Consider the following 19604-nt stretch of genomic DNA (forward strand, 5'->3'; position numbering starts at 1 on the left):
CACGTTCAGCGACTCGCCGACCGCGCGCAGCCCGGAACGCCGACCGCCCGGTCGTTACGTAAGCCCCAACAAAGCCGCCCGCCACCACATTCCCCGCCCCGACCCCGCCCACCCTCGCAAGCCCACTCGCACCCACAGGCCCGGCCTCAGCCGCCCCAACCCCAACCCCAGCCCCCAGCCCGGGCCCCAGGATCACAGGGGCCCACGGGGCCACCCGAGGACCCACAGACCCACAACTCCCCGCCCCTACAAACTGATGTGGTAAGCCTTCCGAAGCGTCTCGTGGACCGTCCACCGCGTCCGGTCGCCCTCGCGCAGGAAGCACGCGTCGCCGGGACCGACCTCAAGGGTCGAGCCGCCCTCGACCTCGATGGTGGCGCGGCCGGACACGACGACGAACAGTTCGTTGGCCTCCACGTCCGTCACGACGCCCGGCGTGATCTGCCAGATGCCGCGGAGCTGCTTGCCGTCCGGGGACTCCCAGTACACCTTGCCGGTGACGACGGGATCGCCGGAGACGATCTGTTCCGGGTCCAGCGGCTCGGGTTCCAGTTCGGCGTCCGGGACGCCGGGTATGTTGACGACGAACGACGCGGGGCCAAGATCGGTAGCTGTCATGGCGCGAGGCTACCGCCCGGCCTCAGCGGGACCGCAGCCGCTCCCAGACCTCGCGCACCTGCGGTTCGAGGGCTTCCAGCGGGCCGTCGTTGTCGATGACGTGGTCCGCGATCGCGAGGCGCTGCTTCCGGTCGGCCTGCGCGTTCATGCGCGCCTTTGCCTCGTCCTCGGTCATGCCGCGCAGCTCCACCAGGCGCCGCAGTTGCGTCCCGGGGGCGGCGTCGACCACGACGATCACGTCGTAGAGGGGGGCGAGGCCGTTCTCGGTCAGCAGGGGCACGTCATGGACGACCACCGCGTCCGCACCGGCCGCGGCCTCCAGTTCGGCGGATCGGGCGCCGACGAGGGGGTGCACGATGGCGTTGAGCGCCTTGAGCCTGTCGGGGTCGGCGAAGACGAGGGCACCCAGTTTGGGCCGGTCCAGGGTGCCGTCCGGGGTCAGTACGTCCGTACCGAATGCTTCGACGACGGCGGCGAGGCCGGGCGTACCCGGCTCGACGACCTCTCGTGCGATCTTGTCCGCGTCCACGATCACCGCGCCGTACGACGCGAGCAGCCGCGACACCTCGCTCTTGCCCGCGCCGATGCCGCCTGTGAGCCCCACCTTGACCATGCGCCCCACGCTATACGGAGGTCCGGCTCCAGCGCAGCGCCGGGCCAATGCCCTCAAGGCAGGGTCAGACGAGACTCCCGGCCGGTCTCCCGCCCAAGGCCATCCCCCGCTCCCATCCCCCGCTCCCCCGCGCAGCACCGGCTCAGGCGCTTCCCTCCCCCAGGTCGCGCTCGCGGTCGGCCAGGAAGCGTTCCAGCTCGCGGCCGATCTCCTCGGCCGAGGGCAGTTCGGCAGGCTCGGCCACGAGGTTGCCGCGGCTCTCGGCTCCGGCCACCGCGTCGTACTGGTGCTCAAGGCCGCTGACCAGCGCAACCAGTTCCTCATCGCCCTCCGAGATCTGCCGTTCGATCTCTTCCTGCGTGCGCAGCGCTTCGGTGCGCAGCGCGTGCGCGGCACTGGGCAGGACCAGGCCGGTCGCGGCGGTGACTGCTTCCAGTGCGGTCAGCGCGGCGTCCGGGTAGGCGGAGCGCGCGACGTAGTGCGGTACGTGGGCGGCGACGCCCAGTACGTCGTGGCCGGCTTCCGCGAGCCGGTACTCGATCAGCGCCTCGACGCTGCCGGGGACCTGAGCCTGCTCGAAGAGATCGCGGTGGCCCGGGGTCAGGTCGGTGCGGTTGCCGTGCGGGGTGATGCCGACGGGGCGGGTGTGCGGGACGCCCATCGGGATGCCGTGGAAGCTGACCGAGAGGCGTACGTTCAGCCGCTCGACCATCTCGCGTACCGCGGCCGTGAAGCGTTCCCACTCCACGTCCGGCTCGGGCCCGGAGAGCAGCAGGAAGGGGGCGCCGGTGGCGTCGTGGACCAGGCGCAGTTCGATGCTGGGCGTCTCGTACGAGCTCCAGCGGCCGTGGTCGAAGGTGAGCATCGGGCGACGGGCTCGGTAGTCCACGAGACGGTCGTGGTCGAAGCGGGCGACGACCTCGTTCGGCAGCCCCTCCAGGAGGGACTCGACGATCTGGTCGCCGGTCTCGCCGGCGTCGATGTAGCCGTCCAGGTGGTACAGCAGCACCAGCCCGGCGGAGTCGCGGGAGGCGATCGCGTCGACCGCCGCGAGCCCGCTCGGCTCCCATTCGTACAAACCCTGGGGATCCAACACAGTGACCGCTCCTCCTCGATGTCCGCCCGGAACAACGCGGTGCGGGGCACATGCATTCCCGCTCCGCGGGCTGTCACCCACGCGTGCGGACGTCAATGACGTCAAAGGCCCTGCGGACCGCCCGCTGTTTGGAACCGCTCCCGCGAACGCCCCTGCCCCGTCCGGCGCTTACGGAACCCGCCTTACCGGCGCAGCGAAGCGGTCCGCCGGCCTGGCGAAGCGTTCCTCCGGCCTGGCGAACCGATCCGCCTGCTCGGCGAGCCGGTCCACCGCCCCCGCGAGCGATTCAAGCAAGCACTCGCCCCGCGAGCGGACCCAGCAACCACTCAGCCCGTGGGCGCGAAAGCCGCCCCGCCCAAGGGATTGACGACCGCCCCATCCACCTCTACTTTCACGGAAGCCCAGAGTGTTCACGTAACAACTCACAGTTCACATATGAGGACGTGACGGGACGCACTCGCCGACACCTCACGCACGCACCACCCACCTACCGCACCCTCACGCCCCGCACGCACACACGCACCACCCCGTCTCCCCGTCTTCCCTCCCCCACGCAAAGGAAGGCCCCAGGATGCGCACCCCCCGACCTCTCCTGGCACTCCACGCCCGGCCGCTGCTGCTCGTGCCGGTCGCCGCCCTGGTAGCGGCAGGCACCCTCTTCGCCGTCTCCGCCACGGCGGATGCCACGAACACCAACGCCACGAAGATCAGCGCCACAAACACCAGTGCCACGAACACCAACGCCTCCAACGCCACAGACGCCGCGCAGCCCCCCGCGGGCACCCGCGGCGTCATCGACGTCTCCACGGCCGCCCAGCTCAAGGACGCGATGAGCGCGGCGCGCCCCGGCGACATGATTCAGCTCGCGGACGGTACGTACCGCGGCAACTTCAAGACCTCCGTCGCCGGCAGCGCCTCTTCCCGCATCACCCTGACCGGCTCTTCCAAGGCCGTACTGACCGCGAGCGGCGGCTACGGGCTGCACCTGAACGGCGCCTCGTACTGGACGGTGAAGGGCCTCACGATCACCGGCGGGCAGAAGGGGATCATGGCGGACGCCGCCCGGGGCGTCGTCATCGACTCCGTCACCGTGCACGGGCTCGACATGGAGGGCGTCCACTTCCGCCACTCCAGCAAGGACGGCGTGATCAAGGATTCCCGGATCTACGACACCGGCAGAGACGGCCGCGGCATGGGCGAGGGCGTCTACGTGGGCGGCGCGGGGGATCTCGGAGACAACAGCGACAACGTCGAGATACGCGGTAACACCATCGGCCCGGATGTCGGCGGCGAGAACATCGACATCAAGGAAGGGACCACGGGCGCGAAGATCATCGGCAACACGTTCGACGGGAGCGGGCTCACCGGAACCCACTACGACGACTCCTGGGTCGACGTGAAGGGCAACGACGTCCTGGTCGAGAACAACACCGGTACGCACACGACCAACAACGGCTACGAAACACACACGCAGCAGTCGGGCTGGGGCTGCGGAACGGTCTTCCGCGGCAACAAATCCGACCTCAGCGATGCCTCGGGCTCCGGCCGCTACGGGTTCAACATCACCAACTACGACGCGGCGGACTGCCCGGTCACGATCACCGGCGACAACACGGTGACAGGCGGCCGCGGCATCGCCAACCCGGGCGTACCCGTGAGCTGGGCCCCCACCGCTGAGTCCGTGAGCTGAGCTGCTGAGCCCCCCCCCCCCCGCTGAACCCGTGAGCCGAGCTGCTGCCCCCTGAGCTGACCCAGCTGACCCAGCCGACCCAGCTGATCTACTGAGCCGACCCGCTGAGCTGAGAGGCACAACAGCATGGAGGCCCGCCCCCCGAAGGGGACGGGCCTCCATCGCTATCGGCTAGCGACTGGCGCTAGCGCGGTGAGCGCTTGCTCAGCTCTGGCCGCCGGCCAGCTTCTCGCGGAGCGCGGCCAGCGCCTCGTCCGACGCGAGGGCGCCGGAGTTGTCCGCCGACTCCGAGGAGTACGAGCCGCCGGAGACGTTGCCGCCGCCGCCACCCTGGCCACCGGCCGCCGGCGCCGCAGCGCCCTCGGCCGCAGCCTGCTCGTCGGCCTCGCGGGACTTGATGACCTGCGCCTGGTGCTGCTCGAAGCGCTGCTGGGCCTCGGCGTACTGGTTCTCCCAGGCCTCGCGCTGGGCCTCGTAGCCCTCCAGCCAGTCGTTGGTCTCCGGGTCGAAGCCCTCGGGGTAGATGTAGTTGCCCTGGTCGTCGTAGGACGCGGCCATGCCGTACAGGGTCGGGTCGAACTCGACCGCCGTCGGGTCGGCACCGAAGGACTCGTTGGCCTGCTTCAGCGAGAGGCTGATGCGGCGGCGCTCGAGGTCGATGTCGATGACCTTGACGAAGATCTCGTCGTTGACCTGGACGACCTGCTCCGGGATCTCCACGTGGCGCTCGGCCAGCTCGGAGATGTGGACCAGGCCCTCGATGCCCTCGTCGACGCGGACGAACGCACCGAACGGAACGAGCTTGGTGACCTTACCCGGGACGACCTGACCGATCTGGTGGGTCCGGGCGAACTGCTGCCACGGGTCTTCCTGGGTCGCCTTGAGCGACAGGGACACGCGCTCGCGGTCCATGTCGACGTCCAGGACCTCGACCGTGACCTCCTGGCCGACCTCGACGACCTCGGACGGGTGGTCGATGTGCTTCCAGGACAGCTCGGAAACGTGGACCAGACCGTCGACGCCACCCAGGTCCACGAAGGCACCGAAGTTGACGATGGAGGAGACGACGCCGGAGCGCACCTGACCCTTCTGGAGGGTGGTGAGGAAGGTCTGACGGACCTCGCTCTGGGTCTGCTCCAGCCAGGCACGGCGGGACAGGACCACGTTGTTGCGGTTCTTGTCCAGCTCGATGATCTTGGCCTCGAGCTCCTTGCCCACGTAGGGCTGCAGGTCGCGGACGCGGCGCATCTCGACCAGGGAGGCGGGGAGGAAGCCACGGAGGCCGATGTCGAGGATGAGACCACCCTTGACGACCTCGATGACGGTACCGGTGACGATCCCGTCCTCTTCCTTGATCTTCTCGATGGTGCCCCAGGCACGCTCGTACTGGGCGCGCTTCTTCGAGAGGATCAGGCGGCCTTCCTTGTCCTCCTTCTGGAGAACCAGGGCCTCGATCTCGTCACCGACGGCGACGACCTCGTTCGGGTCGACGTCGTGCTTGATGGAGAGCTCGCGGCTGGGGATGACGCCTTCGGTCTTGTAACCGATGTCGAGCAGGACCTCGTCCCGGTCGACCTTCACGATGACGCCGTCGACGATGTCGCCGTCGTTGAAGTACTTGATCGTCTCGTCGATCGCGGCGAGGAAGGCTTCCTCGTTACCGATGTCGTTGACCGCTACCTGCGGGGTGGTGGCGGTGGTCTCGGTGCTGCTCGTCATGTGGGAAAGGGCTCCGGTACGGACATTGAAGTCGTAGGTACTGCTACGCCGAGAGCCTTTATCGCTTCTGCAGAAGTCGGACAGCAATGAGGCGCGCCCTCCGGAACTCCGGAGAATCCGGTCAGCGCCTCGAAACCGAGGGGACATGCAACAGATGCGAGCGCGACCTGCTCCGTCTGAGGTGCGCAGGCCCGCAGCGCAACTTGTAGCATACGGGGGCAGCCGGACACGGTCAATGCGCGAAGGCGCACACCGCGGGCGGATCGCCTCATAACCGGCACATGTCGGGTACGAGAGAGCCGCACAGCCTTGCCGTTGCAGGCCACAGGGGCCTGACCAAGTCCATCGCGGGGCTGTGACCAGCCAGGCTCAGCGGCCCCACGAACCTCAGAAAACTACAAGCTTCGGCGAAGGATACGCGACGGGCTCGATGAACCACTACGACGACTCCCCCGACACCCGTCTCATGGGGGCCGACGACACCCACCCCATGGGGGCCGATGCCGGCACCGGGGCCGCCGGGGACGACGACTCCGTGGCCGTACGGCGGAGCGCCGGGGACGCGGAGAGCAGCCGGGCCAGCCGTGGCTGGTGGGACCGCAACGCCGACGAGTACCAGATCGAGCACGGCGGCTTTCTGGGTGACGACCGCTTCGTGTGGGGTCCCGAGGGGCTGGACGAGGCGGAGGCCGGGCTGCTGGGGCCGGCGGCCGAGCTCAAGGGCCTGCGGGTCCTGGAGATCGGTGCGGGTGCGGCACAGTGCGCGCGCTGGCTGGCGGCGCAGGGCGCGCATCCGGTGGCGCTGGATCTCTCGCACCGGCAGTTGCAGCACGCCCTCCGGATCGGTGCCGACATTCAGGCGCAGGGTTCCGCGGCCCCGGAGGTGGCGCTGGTGGAGGCGGACGCCGGGGTGCTGCCGTTCGCGGACGGCAGTTTCGATCTCGCGTGCTCGGCCTACGGGGCGGTGCCCTTCGTCGCCGATCCGGTACGGGTCTTCCGCGAGGTGCACCGGGTACTGCGGCCGGGCGGCCGCTGGGTCTTCTCGGTGACGCACCCCATCCGCTGGGCCTTCCCGGACGAGCCCGGCCCCGAGGGTCTGTCGGTCGCGGCCTCCTACTTCGACCGCGTGCCCTACGTGGAGCAGGACGAGCGGGGCGAGGCCGTGTACGTGGAGCACCACCGCACCCTCGGTGACCGCGTACGCGACGTCGTGGCGGCCGGCTTCCGCCTGGAGGACCTGGTCGAGCCGGAGTGGCCCGCCTGGAACACCCAGGAGTGGGGCGGCTGGTCCCCCTTGCGAGGCGGCCTGATCCCGGGCACCGCGATCTTCGTATGCCGACGGGACCCGTGAACCGGTCGCCCCGGTGAACCGGTGAGTCGATGCCCCCCACCGGTTCACCGATGACCCACCGGTGAACCGATGGCCCCGTGAGCAGTCACTGCCCTCCCACGAGGCCGCGCGGGCCGCACGGCCTCGTGGGAGGGGCTTCGGCGTACATGAGGACGCTCCGGGCGCGGCGCCGAATTGGCCACTTGCGTACGCGAGTTGCGACTGCCTCCCTTCCGGTCTTCCGGCGGGTGTGGGGCGGATGGGACTGTTGAGGCGGCCGAGGTGCACGGGACCGGCCGGGTTAAGCTCAGCTGCTCAACTGACCAGCAACAACAGCGCGATGCGCGGTGCGGGACATCCGCCGCGCCGCGCTCGGAAAAATGGGGGAACGTCTTGCGACAGTCTCTGCTCGGGCGAGGGATGATCACTCTCGCCGCGACCGCGGTCCTGGCCGGTGGCGCGGTCGCCACGGCCCCGGCGGCCGGCGCCGTCGGCAGCTCGAAGTGCAACTGGGACTACTCCAACGTCCAGTTCGACGTGCTGCAGAAGGCCGCTCTGCGCACCGGACCCAGCACCAAGTACTCCTCGAAGGGCACGTTGTCCAAGGGGACGAAGTTCTACTACTACTGCGAGTACACCAAGGGCTCCACTAGCTGGATCTACGGCAAGGTGCAGTCCGGCGCCCACAAGGGCGCCAAGGGCTGGGCCTACGGCAAGAAGATCGGCCTGCTCAAGTAACGCGGCGTGGATGCGCCCCCGAGGGGCCGGCGACCATGTCGTCGGCCCCTCGGGGGCCCCGGACACCGACCGGGGCGACGCCCGATCGCCTTGTCCGCCGTCCTCCGCCGTCCTCCGCCGATCATCAGCGGCCCCTGGGCGGATCCCTTCGCGCCACTGCCCGGTAGGGTTACGCCGAATCGAGCCACCCCGGCGGCCACGGACGCCGCCCGGTCGCCCAGAAGGAGCCCCGGCCCCATGACACGCAGGTCGCCGTTCCGGGCGCCCGTCGCGATGATGACCGCGACCGCGGCGCTGCTGACGCTGAGCGGATGCATGACCGTCCACGGCGAACTGGCCGTGATCCCGGCAGTGTCCGCCAAAGCCGACGCCGATAAAGCCGTGAAGCAGTTCGTCGCCGGGTACAACGAGGCCAACGCGGCCCACGACCCAGCAGTGACGACCAACTACGAAACGGGCGCACTGCAGGACATCGACGAGGCCTCCATCAAGATCGACCGCCAGCACGGCCGGGGCTTCCAGCCGCTGAAGCTGAGCGACACGAAGATCGTCATCCCCAAGATGGCGGGATGGCCGAAGTTCTTCCTCGCCGACGCGCTCAGCAACAAGTCCGGACGCTGGCTCTTGGCCTTCACCCGCAACGGCCCGCAGGAGAAGTGGAAGGCCGCCTACCTCCTGCCGTCGCCGGCAGGCGGACTGCCGCAGTTCGCCACCGACAAGGACGGCTACGCCAAGGCCGTACCGGCCGGCAAGGGTTCCGCCGGGCTGGCCATCGACCCCGGCAAGCTCGGCAACGCCTACGCCAAGTACCTCAAGACCGGCAACGGCGACATCTTCGCCCCCGGGCCGCACACCGACCGTCTGCGGCAGCAGCGCACGGCCGCCGCCAAGCAGGTGGGGCAGCGCACCGAGACCATCGACCAGGCGTACAAGTTCCCGGCGATGGCGCTGCGCACGAAGGACGGCGGCGCGCTGGCCTTCTTCGCGACGCGCTCCTTCCAGCGCAAGACGCTGCCCGCCGGCCACTCGTTCAACATCACTCCTGAGATCCAGGCGGTCCTGGACGGGCCGAAGAAGCAGACCAACAAAATGACCTTCACCTCCGTCTCCGAGCAGATGGTGAAGGTGCCTGCCAAGAAGAACGGCGGCCAGGTGGCCTTCCTGCAGCGGCTGCCCAAGCAGACGGCCGCCAAGGCCGAGTAGCGGTCTCCGCAGCGAGCCGGGACGACCGCGGCTCCGCGCCACCGGCCCGGGGGTGTCCCCGCCACCGGCCCGAGGGCCCCATGAAGAGCGGCAGCGGCGCCGGCCCCCTGAGGCGGCCCGCTGCCCCGCGAGACACTGGTCGGGTGATCCGCCGTGATGAACTCGATGCTCTGCCCGTACGGTCCGCGCTGCCCACGCTCCGTGAGGCTCTGGAGGGTGCCGGGACCGCCGTTCTGTGTGCGCCTCCGGGCACCGGCAAGACGACTCTCGTGCCGCTGGCGCTGGCGGACCTGACGGAGAGCGGCTCGCCCGTACGCAAGGTGCTGGTCGCGGAACCGCGGCGGATCGCGGCGCGTGCGGCGGCCCGGCGGATGGCGTGGCTGCTCGGGGAGCGCGTGGGCGAGCGGGTGGGGTTCACCGTGCGCGGGGAGCGCGCTGTGGGGGCGCGCACTGTCGTGGAGGTGGTGACGACAGGCGTGCTGCTCCAGCGGCTCCAGCATGATCAGGAACTCCCCGGCGTGGACATCGTTGTACTGGATGAGTGCCACGAGCGGCATCTGGACGCGGATACGGCGGCCGCGTTCCTGCTGGACGTACGGGAGGCACTGCGGCCGGAGCTGCGGCTGGTGGCGGCCTCGGCGACGACGGACGCTGAGGGCTGGTCGCGGCTGCTGGGGGACGCGCCGGTGGTGGCGGCCCAGGGGGTGTCGCATCCGGTGGAGACGGTGTGGGCGCCCCCGGAGCGGCCGGTGCGTCCGGCGCACGGGATGCGGGTGGATCCGGCGCTGCTGACACATGTCGCCTCGGTGGTGCGGCGTGCGCTGCGTGAGCGGGAGGGGGACGTGCTGTGTTTTCTGCCGGGCGTGGGGGAGATCGCCCGGGTGGCCGGGCAGCTGGCCGATCTGGCGGCCGCCGGGGTCGAGGTGCTGCAGGTGCACGGCCGGGCACCGGCGGCGGTGCAGGACGCGGTGCTGGCCGGAGCGGGTGACCGGCGGCGGGTGGTGCTGGCGACGTCGGTGGCGGAGTCGAGCCTGACGGTTCCCGGAGTACGGGTGGTGGTCGACTGCGGCCTGGCGCGCGAGCCGCGGATGGATCATGCGCGGGGGCTGAGCGCGCTGACGACGGTACGGGCATCGCAGGCGGCGGCGCGGCAGCGGGCCGGCCGCGCGGGGCGTGAGGCACCCGGTGCGGTCTATCGCTGCTGGTCGGAGGGGGAGAACGGGCGGCTGCCGCGGTTCCCGTCCCCGGAGATCAAGGTCGCGGACCTGACGGCGTTCGCGCTGCAGGCCGCGTGCTGGGGCGATCCGGACGCGTCGGGCCTGGCACTGCCGGATGCCCCGCCGGGCGGGGCGATGGCGGCGGCGCGGGACGTGCTGACGGCGGTGGGTGCGGTGGACGCGGCCGGCCGCGCGACGGAGCGGGGCGTACGGATGGCCCGGCTCGGTCTGCACCCGCGGCTGGCGCGCGCCCTGCTGGACGGTGCGGCACAGGTGGGCACGCGGCGGGCGGCGGAGGTCGTGGCACTGCTCAGCGAGGAGCCACCGCGCGAGTACGGCGACGATCTCGCCGACGCCTGGCGCACGGCCCGCCGCGGGCGCGACGCGTACGCCGGCCGGTGGCGGCAGGAGTCCCGGCGGCTGGCCTCCGCCCTGTCCGGCGCTTCGGAGACGCCCGGCACCTCGGAGACGTCCGGCACCTCGGGGACGCCCGACGCCTCGGAAACGTCCAGGACCTCGTGGACGCCCGACGCGTCGGGGGCAAGTACAGCGGTTACTGCGGCAGCGACCGGCGCTGTGAGGCATGACCCCGGCGCATCCTCCCGCGTAGGCGCCGTGCCCTCCCCCGGTGGCCGCGGGCCGTCGTCCCCTGCGGCGGCCACGTCGTCGTCCGGCGAGAGTGACGACGTGGTGGCGGGGATCGTGGCGGCGCTGGCTTTCCCCGAGCGGGTGGCCCGTAAGCGCGGTGCGGGTGCGTACGTGATGGCGTCGGGGACGGGTGCCGAGGTCGGCGACGGGTCGCGGCTGCGGAGTGCCGAGTGGCTGGCGGTGGCCGTGGCGGACCGGCCGGTGACGGCGGCATCGGCCCGGGTGCGGCTCGCGGCCGTGGTCGACGAGGGGACGGCGCGGGCAGCGGCAGGGGCCCTGTACGCAGAGGCCGAGGAGGTCGGCTGGGCGGACGGCGACGTGGTCGCGCGAAGTGTGGCACGGCTCGGCGCGATCGAGTTGGTGTCCCGGCCGCTGCGGGACGCGGATCCGGCGCTCGTGCGAGAGGCGCTGGTAGAGGGTCTGCGCAGGGAAGGGCTCGGGCTGCTGCGCTGGTCGGACGGCGCGCGATCGCTCCGGGAGCGCATGGCGTTCCTGTACGGAGAGCTGGGGGAGCCGTGGGCGGACGTCGCGGACGACGCGCTGCTGGCGCGCCGGGACGAGTGGCTGGAGCCGGAGCTGAGCCGGGCGCGGCGGCGGGCGGATCTGGCGCGGATCGACGCGGGACAGGCGCTGTCGCGGTTGCTGCCGTGGGCGAGCGGCGATTCGGCGCGCTTCGACGAGCTGGCTCCGGAGCGCATCGAGGTTCCCAGCGGCTCGCGCATCCGGGTGGACTACGGCGGTGATCAGCCGGTGCTGGCGGTGAAGTTGCAGGAGATGTTCGGGCTGCGGCAGTCGCCGCGGGTGGCGGGAGGCCGGGTTCCGGTGCTGGTTCATCTGCTGTCGCCGGCCGGTCGGCCCGCCGCAGTCACCGCCGACCTGGCGTCCTTCTGGCAGGACGGTTACCGCGCCGTACGGGCGGAGCTGCGCGGCCGGTACCCGAAGCACCCCTGGCCCGAGGACCCTGCGACGGCCGAGCCGACACGTCATACGACGGCCCGCATGCGACGGGGTTGACGCCGCGCCCGCGCCGGACACTCCGGAAGCCATGGACACCTGAGCTGCCGAGACCGCACTGGCCGCTCCGCACTGGCCGCTCCGCGACCGTGGGTGCCGGCACCGCCGTACAACTGGGCCCTACAGCTGGGCCGGCTAAAACGCGCGCTCCGGGCGCCCCAGGAGAGCTCACGTACCCGTCATCGCCCCGTGCGCCGCCGCCGGCCCGCCCGGCGCGGCCGTCTCCCGCCCCGCGCGCGGGCGCCGTCCGCGCGCTTCCAGGTACAGGCCCAGGGTCAGCATTACGGCGCCCGCGCCGAGGAGGCCCCAGGGCAGGTACGTGGTGAGCAGCAGGACGAGGGTCCGCTGGGAGGAGACCAGGGCGACCGTGGCGTCCAGGTAGTCGGCGCGCATCTTCACGTGTCCGGCGAAGGCAGTGACCTTGCCGCCGCCGGGCAGCAGGTCGCCACCGCGCAGCTCCTCCTTGTGGATCTCCTCGCCGTTGACGGGCGCGCCGGTGACCGGGTCGACCCAGAACATCCGCTTGGTGGTGTACCAGCGGGTGGTGCCCATCTTCTCGACGGCTTCCGGGGTGACGCCCTTGACCGGCATCTTCTTGGGGAGCGGGACCTTGGTCCAGGGGATGGTCTGCTCGAAGTAGTAGACGTCCAGGCCGTGGAAGCGGCGGGTGCCCTTGTAGTGGATGGGCGCGGAGGTGCGGGTCTGGGCGTCGAAGTAGGTGTAGTCGCGCTTCTCGGTGAGGAAGGGCCACTTGTACTCGATGCCGTCGCGGCGGACCGGTTCGCCGTCGACCGACTCGCCCGCGGCGTGCACGGGTTCCTGGCTGTGCGCGTCGAAGATGTAGCGCTCGGGGATCTCGGAGACCATCTTGCCGTCGGGCCCGGCGACGTAGGACAGCGCGTCCCAGACGACGACGTCGCGGCCGGCGGTGCGTTCGACCTTGTCGGCGGCTTCCACGTTGCCCTTCAGCGTCTGGACGATGCTGACCTTGGGGACTTTCTTGGCCTTCATCGTGCCGTAGTCGACGAGGGTGGCGGGGCTCGCCTCCAGGACCATCGACTGGTACTGGCTCGGTGGGATCTTGGCGAGCCGGGGGAAGGCGTACCACCGCATCAGTGGGGACAGGGCCGTGCAGAAGACGGCGAAGGCGAGCAGGACGAGGCTGGCCTTGCGGCGCATGACGGCGGCCTCCCTCGGGTGCGTCGGTGTGGTGGTCGGCGGTGCCTCAGGGGTGCTCGGGGACGGTGGTCAGCAGCGGTTCGGGGGACGTGTGCCCGTCGGGGGCGCCGACGGCGGTGATGGCGAAGACCAGGGCGAGGGCGGCGGCCAGCCCGATCGCGGCTGCTGTCAGGGCACGCATGCTCGGCCTCCCGTTCGACTGCGGACCTCCCCACCAGAACTGACGAACCGTCAGTAGGCGAGGCTGGGGCACCGTAGCAACGGGCGGCGCAGATGAGAACACGTTGCGCCGGCACGGGATGCGAGACCGCATACGAAGCCGGGATGCGGGGCGCGTACGAAGTCGGGATGCGGAGCGCGTACGAAAGGGGCGCGACGCCCGCGCGTCACGCCCCTCCGCCGCGTACCGGTACAGGTGTCAGCCCCTTTGCGTACCGGCACCGGGGGCGGCCCACCGCGTACCGGTACCGGAGGTCAGCCGACCTTGAGGTCCACCAGGAGCACGGCGCCGCCGGCCGTGGTGAGCCGCAGCTTGTACGTGCCGGGGTGGCTGTCGGTGAAGATCTGCGGCAGCTTCAGCAGGCCATCGGCGTCGGTCTTCAGGCCGGTGAGGGTGCGCAGCGGCGCGTCCTTGGCGTCCTTGAAGTACGGACCTTCGGTGCTCTGCTCCGCCTTGGCGGGGTCGGCGGCGTCCCCGGCGATCATCGTCGCGGTGACCGCCACGCCCGCCGCGGCCTTGCCGTGGTAGGTCGCCTTCACCTCGACGGCGTCGGCGTAGGAGGCGCCCGACTCGGCCTGCAGCTTCTCGTCGGAGGTGCGGGCCAGGGCGTCGGCCTGCGGCTTGGCCCTCACGGTGGCGGTGAAGTCGGTGGCCGGCACGGCGCGGCCGACCGCCGTGGCGCGGATGGTCCAGGTCCCGGCCTTCCCGCCCGCGATCAGGGTGGGGGCGGTGGCGATGCCGTCCTTGTCGGTGGTGACGGTGGCCTTGGCGGCACCGCCCTTGAAGCGGGTGTCGCCGTCGCCGCGTATCTCGTACTGGACGCGGACGCCGGAGACGGTGCGGTCCGCGGTGTTCTCCGCGCGGACCTGCAGCGGGTCGGCGAACGTCTCACCGGCGGTGGCGGTCCGCTCCTTGTCCCCGACGCGTTCGAGGGAGGCGAGGGGTGCGGGCTCGGTGGGCGCCGGGGGCTTCGTGGGCGTCTCGTTGCCGCTGCCCGGTGTCGTGCCGGGGGTCGAGCCGTCCTCGTCGGAGCCGCTGCCGGACTCGGATCCCGGCTGGGAGTCGCCGTCGCCGTCGGGCGCGGGGGTCGGGTCGGGCTTCGTGGTGTCGCCGCCGGTCCCCGAGCCGCCGGTGCCCTTGTCGGAGCCGGACTCCTTGCCGCCCCCGGAGCCGTTGTCCGCGTCGGAGTCCTTGTCGGACCCGGAGTTCTTCCCGGGGGCGGTGTCCTTCTCCGAGCTCTCCCGTTCCTTCTCGCCGCTCTGCTTGCCGCCGGTGTTCCCCTTGCCGGCTCGGCTGCCGGAATTCCCGGTGCCCGCACCGGAGTCGTTCGTGCGCGGGCCGGTCGGCAGGACGCCGGCGCCGTCGGGCACCTCGTGCGTGCCCTTGCGGTAGTACTCGTACCAGGACAGCACCGTGCGCAGGTATTCCTCGCTGTGGTTGTAGCCGAGGATCGCGCGGTTCATGTCTGCCTGCACCGACAGGTCGCGGCCGGCGGCGCAGAGGTAACGGCCGGCCGACAGGGCGGCGTCGTAGATGTTGTTGGGGTCGCTCGCGCCGTCGCCGTTGGCGTCCGTGCCCCACCTCGCCCAGGTGGACGGGATGAACTGCATCGGGCCGACCGCGCGGTCGTGCGTGGTGTCGCTGTCGAAGCGGCCGCCGTCGGTGTCGGTGATCCGGGCGAAGCCGTTGCCGTTGAGCTGGGGGCCGAGGATGGGCTTCAGCGTCGTGCCGTTCGCGTCGACCGCGCCGCCGCGGGCCTGCCCGGACTCGACCTTGCCGATCGCGGCGAGCAACTGCCAGGGCAGTTTGCAGCCGGGGTTGCTCTGCGCGAGGGAGGCTTCGGCCTTCTTGTACGCGGCGAGCACGGTCGCCGGTATGCCGGACTCCATGGGGCCGGTGGCTATGGGCCCGTCCCCGCCCTTCTCCTTGCCGGGCCGTGGACCGGCGAGCGGCGGGAGGTCGGTGTAGTACGAAGAGTCACCGTCGATGGGGGTGTCGCCCCGGGGAACGTCCCGGGAACTGCCCACCGCCTTGGCGGCGTCCGGCGCCTGCGAGGCCGTGAGCGCGGCAACGGCCAGCGCCGCGACCACACCGGAGGCCGCTCCCCTGCGGAGCCGTCGGCCGAACTTGGCTGCCATACGCCCTACTCCCCCTCCGCGTCGAACCACCGTGCTGGGTGCACGGCGTTGCGCTCTCGGCGCTCCAACGCACGCGACACTACGACAACTCCCCGCGCGCAGCTACCGTTCCCGACTCACCATCACTGTCCGCCCACATCCGGCATACTGCCTCGAACCGATCACTCGATCAGGTACAGCGATCGGGTCCGGTCAGGAGAGGGATCATGCCGTTCACACTCAGCCATGCCGCGGCGGTACTGCCCATAGTGCGCCGCAACGGCACGGCGCGCGGCCCGCTGCTCGCGTCGGCGCTCGTCGCCGGTTCGTTCGCGCCGGACCTGACGTACTTCGCGGACACGGTCGTACCCGGCGCGATGGCGTTCGGAGAGTTCACGCACGCGCCGTCCGGTGTTCTCACCGTGGACACGCTGTGCGCCGCGCTTCTGGTCGGAGTGTGGCTTCTGCTGCGTGGTCCGCTGCTGGCCGTGCTGCCGCAGGCGTGGCGGGGCCGCGCGTGGGCGCTGTTCCGCGGCCGGGACTGGCGGGAGCTGTCGCGCGGACAGCTCGTGGTGCGCTTCTGGTGCTCCGCGGTGATCGGCGCGCTCACGCACGTGGTGTGGGACGCGTTCACCCATCCCGGGCGCTGGGGTGTCCGGCTGCTGCCCGTACTGCAGGAGTACGTCGCCGGGTGGCCCGTGTACGCGTACGTGCAGTACGGCACGTCGGCGGTGGCTCTGCTGGCCCTGGCCTGGTTCGTGCGGTCCGCGCTGCGACGGGCGCCGCGCGACGCCGCACCCGAAGCGCTGCCCTCGCTCGGCAATCGGGCGCGGGCGGGGTGCGGCGTGCTGCTGACGGCGTGCGTACTGCTGGGCGCCGGGCACCGGGTGGTGCGGGCGCACACGGTGTACGGCGGGTCGGCGACGTGGTTCGACTACGTGCCGACGGTGCTGTTCGGAGCGGGCGCCGGACTGGGGGTGGGCCTGCCGGTGTGGGCGGCGGCGGTCCACCTCCTCGGCCGACGGCGCCGACGGCCACGGGCCGCTGCTCCGGCGGAAGAGGCGACGGCCGGGAGCTGATCCGAACGGATCGCCCCCGGCCGCCTTCCGCACTCGGGGTGCGGCGATGTCTGCCGTGATCAGTGCGCGGCCGACTCCCAGTCCCCGCCCGAGCCGACGGAGACGTCCAGCGGGGCGCGCAGCTCGACGGCGCCGGCCATCTCGCGCCGCACCAGCTCCTCGACCTGCTCCTGCTCGCCCGGCACCACCTCGACCACGATTTCGTCGTGGACCTGGAGCAGCATCCGGGAGCTGAGCCCGGCAGCCGTCATGGCCTCGTCGACGCGCAGCATCGCGATCTTGACGATGTCCGCCGCGGTGCCCTGGATGGGGGCGTTGAGCGCCATCCGCTCGGCCATCTCCCGGCGCTGGCGGTTGTCGCTGTTGAGGTCGGGGAGGTAGCGACGGCGGCCGAGCATGGTCTCGGTGTAGCCCGTGGCGCGGGCGCGGTCGACGACGTGCTGGAGGTAGTCCCGGACGCCGCCGAAGCGCTCGAAGAAGTTGTCCATGAGCTTGCGGGCCTCGTCCGGGCTGATGCTCAGCTGCTGGGACAGGCCGAACGCGGACAGGCCGTACGCCAGCCCGTACGACATCGCCTTGATCTTGCGGCGCATCTCGGGGTCGACGTCGGTCTTCGGCACCGAGAAGACGTGCGAGGCGACCGTGGTGTGCAGGTCCTCACCGGAGGTGAACGCCTCGATGAGGCCCTCGTCCTCGGAGAGGTGCGCCATCACGCGCAGCTCGATCTGGCTGTAGTCCGCGGTCAGCAGCGTCTGATAGCCCTCGCCGACCACGAAGCCGCGGCGGATGGCGCGGCCCTCGTCGGTGCGCACGGGGATGTTCTGCAGATTGGGGTCCGTGGAGGACAGCCGGCCGGTCGCGGCCACCGTCTGGTTGAAGGTGGTGTGGATGCGGCCGTCCGCGGCGATGGTCTTGATCAGGCCCTCGACCGTCGTGCGCAGCTTGGCCTGCTCACGGTGGCGCAGCATGATCACGGGCAGCTCGTTGTCGGTCTGCGCCGCGAGCCAGGCGAGGGCGTCCGCGTCGGTGGTGAAGCCGGTCTTGGTCTTCTTGGTCTTCGGCAGGCCCAGCTCGTTGAAGAGCACTTCCTGGAGCTGCTTGGGCGAGCCGAGGTTGAACTCGTGTCCCGCGGCGGCGTGCGCCTCGGTGACGGCCTGCTGCACGGCGGCGGCGAACTGCTGCTCGATGCGCTCCAGCCAGCCCCTGTCGGCGGCGATGCCGGAGCGCTCCATACGGGCCAGCAGCGCGCTGGTGGGCAGCTCGATGTCGCGCAGCAGGTCGGCGGCGCCGACCTCTTCGAGGCGCGTCTCGAAGGCAGCACCGAGGTCGAGGACCGTACGGGCGGTGGCCATCAGGGCCTCGGCCTCGGCCTGCTCGTCGGCACCGAACGCCAGCTGCCCGTCGCCGGCCGCGGCGGGGGCCAGGTCACGGCCGAGGTACTCCACGGAGAGCGCGTCGAGGGCGAAGGAGCGCCGGCCGGGCTTGACCAGGTAGGCGGCGAGAGCGGTGTCCATGGTGACGCCGTCGATGTGCCAGCCGTGCTCGGGGAAGATCCGCATCAGGCCCTTGGCGTTGTGCATCACCTTCGGGCGCTGCGGGTCCGCGATCCACTCGGCGAAGGCCCGGTCGTCGGCCTCGTCCAGCTCGGTCGGATCGAACCGCACGGCGGGGCCCTCGGCACTGGCCAGGGCGACCTCGGCGACCGAGCCGCTGCCCAGCTTCCAGGAGTCCACCGTGGCGACGCCGAGGAGGGCGCTGCCGTGCTCGGCGAGCCAGGGGGCGAGCTGCCCGGCGCCCGCGACGAGGCCGTCGATCTCGACACCCGGCAGCGGCTCGGCGGGGGCCGCCTCCTCCGCGCCGGGGTCGACGGCCAGGAGACGGTCGCGCAGACCCTGATTGCGGATCTCCAGCGCCTCCAGGAACACCGTGAGGGCCTGCCGGTCGTAGCCCTCACGCACCAGCTCGGCGGGGCCGCAGGGCAGCTCGACGTCGCGGATCATCTCGGTCAGGCGGCGGTTGAGCTTCACGGCGTCCAGGTGGTCGCGGAAGTTCTGCCCGGCCTTGCCCTTGACCTCTTCGGCCCGCTCGCACAGCTCCTGGAAGGAGCCGAACTGGTTGATCCACTTCGCGGCGGTCTTCTCGCCGACGCCGGGGATGCCGGGGAGGTTGTCCGACGGGTCGCCGCGCAGGGCGGCGTAGTCCGGGTACTGGGCCGGGGTGAGGCCGTACTTCTCGAACACCTTCTCCGGGGTGAAGCGGGTCAGCTCGGAGACGCCCTTGGTGGGGTACAGCACCGTGACGTCGTCGTTGACCAGCTGGAAGGAGTCCCGGTCGCCGGTGACGATGGAGACCTCGAAGCCCTGCTCGGTGGCCTGCGTGGTGAGCGTGGCGATGATGTCGTCCGCCTCGAAGCCGTCGGTGGCGAACCGCTTCACCTTCATGGCGTCCAGCAGCTCACCGATCAGCTCCACCTGCCCCTTGAACTCGTCCGGGGTCTTGGAACGGTTGGCCTTGTAGTCGGGGAACTCCTCCGACCGCCACGTCTTGCGCGAGACGTCGAAGGCCACCGCGAAATGGGTGGGCGCCTCGTCGCGCAGGGTGTTCGCGAGCATCGAGGCGAAGCCGTACACGGCATTCGTCGGTTGCCCCGTGGCGGTGGTGAAATTCTCCGCGGGCAGGGCGAAGAACGCCCGGTACGCCATGGAGTGCCCGTCCATCAGGAGCAGCCGGGGGCGTCCTCCCCCCGTCGTCTCGCTGCCGGTCGTTTCGCTCTTCTTCGCTGCCTTTGCTGCCACGCCCCCGATCCTGCCACGCCCCACTGACATTCCCCGACGCGACGGCCGCGGGACCGCCCCCGCGTGCTGCCGGCCGGCCGTGGAACCGCTCCCGGCGTGCCGGCCCGTCGACCGTGGAACCGCTCCCGCGCGTCAGCTGTGGACAACGCCGTCACCCTCGCCGTCGCCCTTTGCCAAGACGCCCTGTGGACAACCGGCCGACGGCCGGTCGCCCGTGCCAGGATCGATGGCAGCCGGAGGACCGCGCAACGACCGCTCCATGCATGATCCACACGGCTGAACAGTGATATACAGAACGGCTGCTCGCGCACGGCAGCGCAGCGGCATC

General features: G+C 71.2%; 14 protein-coding genes. 6 read left to right on the plus strand and 8 right to left on the minus strand.

Features of this window, described 5'->3' with window-relative positions:
* Positions 1-246: 246 nt before the first annotated feature.
* The 3 genes from ACZ6WH_RS10090 to ACZ6WH_RS10100 all read right to left on the minus strand — a co-directional run bounded on the left by ACZ6WH_RS10090 (position 247) and on the right by ACZ6WH_RS10100 (position 2327).
* Entirely contained in the window at positions 247-618 is a 372-nt protein-coding gene (locus ACZ6WH_RS10090; protein ID WP_469727387.1) for a cupin domain-containing protein, read from the minus strand.
* Positions 619-640: 22 nt separating this feature from the next.
* A complete protein-coding gene (coaE, locus tag ACZ6WH_RS10095) occupies positions 641-1231 on the minus strand; it encodes a dephospho-CoA kinase (RefSeq protein ID WP_469727389.1) in 591 nt (196 codons plus the stop codon).
* Between the two features lie 142 nt (positions 1232-1373).
* Positions 1374-2327, minus strand: coding sequence for a PAC2 family protein (locus ACZ6WH_RS10100; RefSeq protein ID WP_399707914.1), 954 nt, complete (start codon positions 2325-2327; stop codon positions 1374-1376).
* Positions 2328-2898: 571 nt separating this feature from the next.
* Between ACZ6WH_RS10100 and ACZ6WH_RS10105 the strand changes: the two genes are divergently transcribed.
* Complete coding sequence (locus ACZ6WH_RS10105; protein WP_469727391.1) at positions 2899-4017, plus strand: right-handed parallel beta-helix repeat-containing protein; 1119 nt, start codon at positions 2899-2901, stop codon at positions 4015-4017.
* Positions 4018-4221: 204 nt separating this feature from the next.
* Here the strand turns inward: ACZ6WH_RS10105 and rpsA are convergent, their stop codons facing one another.
* Complete coding sequence (gene rpsA, locus ACZ6WH_RS10110) at positions 4222-5736, minus strand: 30S ribosomal protein S1 (protein ID WP_361560379.1); 1515 nt, start codon at positions 5734-5736, stop codon at positions 4222-4224.
* Between the two features lie 490 nt (positions 5737-6226).
* Here rpsA and ACZ6WH_RS10115 point away from each other — a divergent pair, with 490 nt between their 5' ends.
* The 4 genes from ACZ6WH_RS10115 (at position 6227) to ACZ6WH_RS10130 (ending at position 11886) form a co-directional block, all read left to right on the plus strand.
* A complete protein-coding gene (locus ACZ6WH_RS10115) occupies positions 6227-7087 on the plus strand; it encodes a class I SAM-dependent methyltransferase (protein ID WP_432864234.1) in 861 nt (286 codons plus the stop codon).
* Positions 7088-7459: 372 nt separating this feature from the next.
* Positions 7460-7804, plus strand: a complete 345-nt coding sequence (locus ACZ6WH_RS10120; RefSeq protein ID WP_469727393.1) for an SH3 domain-containing protein — start codon at positions 7460-7462, stop codon at positions 7802-7804.
* 237 nt (positions 7805-8041) lie between these two features.
* Positions 8042-9007, plus strand: a complete 966-nt coding sequence (locus tag ACZ6WH_RS10125; protein WP_469727395.1) for an SCO2278 family lipoprotein — start codon at positions 8042-8044, stop codon at positions 9005-9007.
* A 143-nt stretch (positions 9008-9150) separates the two neighbouring features.
* Positions 9151-11886: an ATP-dependent RNA helicase gene (locus ACZ6WH_RS10130; RefSeq protein WP_469727397.1), complete on the plus strand. Its 2736-nt coding sequence runs from the start codon at positions 9151-9153 to the stop codon at positions 11884-11886.
* A gap of 168 nt (positions 11887-12054) precedes the next feature.
* On the opposite strand, the gene pgfA is transcribed toward ACZ6WH_RS10130, so the two are convergent.
* The 3 genes from pgfA to ACZ6WH_RS10145 all read right to left on the minus strand — a co-directional run bounded on the left by pgfA (position 12055) and on the right by ACZ6WH_RS10145 (position 15423).
* Positions 12055-13065 (minus strand): cell envelope lipid trafficking protein PgfA, encoded by a 1011-nt coding sequence (gene pgfA, locus ACZ6WH_RS10135; RefSeq protein WP_469727399.1) that lies wholly within the window; start codon positions 13063-13065, stop codon positions 12055-12057.
* 46 nt (positions 13066-13111) lie between these two features.
* On the minus strand, positions 13112-13246 hold the full coding sequence (locus ACZ6WH_RS10140) for an SPW_0924 family protein (protein ID WP_432852906.1): 135 nt from the start codon (positions 13244-13246) through the stop codon (positions 13112-13114).
* Positions 13247-13539: 293 nt separating this feature from the next.
* The gene (locus ACZ6WH_RS10145; protein WP_469727400.1) at positions 13540-15423 is read right to left on the minus strand and encodes a lytic transglycosylase domain-containing protein; all 1884 of its coding nucleotides are present in this window, start codon (positions 15421-15423) and stop codon (positions 13540-13542) included.
* Between the two features lie 206 nt (positions 15424-15629).
* On the opposite strand from ACZ6WH_RS10145, the gene ACZ6WH_RS10150 reads away from it, so the two are divergent.
* On the plus strand, positions 15630-16481 hold the full coding sequence (locus tag ACZ6WH_RS10150) for a DUF4184 family protein (protein ID WP_469727401.1): 852 nt from the start codon (positions 15630-15632) through the stop codon (positions 16479-16481).
* A 59-nt stretch (positions 16482-16540) separates the two neighbouring features.
* Here the strand turns inward: ACZ6WH_RS10150 and polA are convergent, their stop codons facing one another.
* Positions 16541-19276 carry a DNA polymerase I gene (gene polA, locus ACZ6WH_RS10155; RefSeq protein WP_469727403.1) on the minus strand — a complete coding sequence of 912 codons (2736 nt, stop codon included), beginning with the start codon at positions 19274-19276 and terminating at the stop codon, positions 16541-16543.
* Between the last annotated feature and the right edge of the window lie 328 nt (positions 19277-19604).

The organism is Streptomyces sp. NPDC050806 (assembly GCF_055586425.1).

Bases quoted from the DNA above. Each gene is read 5' to 3' on its own strand.
- ACZ6WH_RS10105 (WP_469727391.1), top strand. From the start codon at position 2,899: ATGCGCACCCCCCGACCTCTCCTGGCACTCCACGCCCGGCCGCTGCTG.
- rpsA (WP_361560379.1), bottom strand. From the start codon at position 5,736: ATGACGAGCAGCACCGAGACCACCGCCACCACCCCGCAGGTAGCGGTC.
- ACZ6WH_RS10115 (WP_432864234.1), top strand. From the start codon at position 6,227: ATGGGGGCCGATGCCGGCACCGGGGCCGCCGGGGACGACGACTCCGTG.
- pgfA (WP_469727399.1), bottom strand. From the start codon at position 13,065: ATGCGCCGCAAGGCCAGCCTCGTCCTGCTCGCCTTCGCCGTCTTCTGC.
- coaE (WP_469727389.1), bottom strand. From the start codon at position 1,231: ATGGTCAAGGTGGGGCTCACAGGCGGCATCGGCGCGGGCAAGAGCGAG.
- ACZ6WH_RS10145 (WP_469727400.1), bottom strand. From the start codon at position 15,423: ATGGCAGCCAAGTTCGGCCGACGGCTCCGCAGGGGAGCGGCCTCCGGT.
- ACZ6WH_RS10150 (WP_469727401.1), top strand. From the start codon at position 15,630: ATGCCGTTCACACTCAGCCATGCCGCGGCGGTACTGCCCATAGTGCGC.
- ACZ6WH_RS10125 (WP_469727395.1), top strand. From the start codon at position 8,042: ATGACACGCAGGTCGCCGTTCCGGGCGCCCGTCGCGATGATGACCGCG.
- ACZ6WH_RS10140 (WP_432852906.1), bottom strand. From the start codon at position 13,246: ATGCGTGCCCTGACAGCAGCCGCGATCGGGCTGGCCGCCGCCCTCGCC.
- ACZ6WH_RS10090 (WP_469727387.1), bottom strand. From the start codon at position 618: ATGACAGCTACCGATCTTGGCCCCGCGTCGTTCGTCGTCAACATACCC.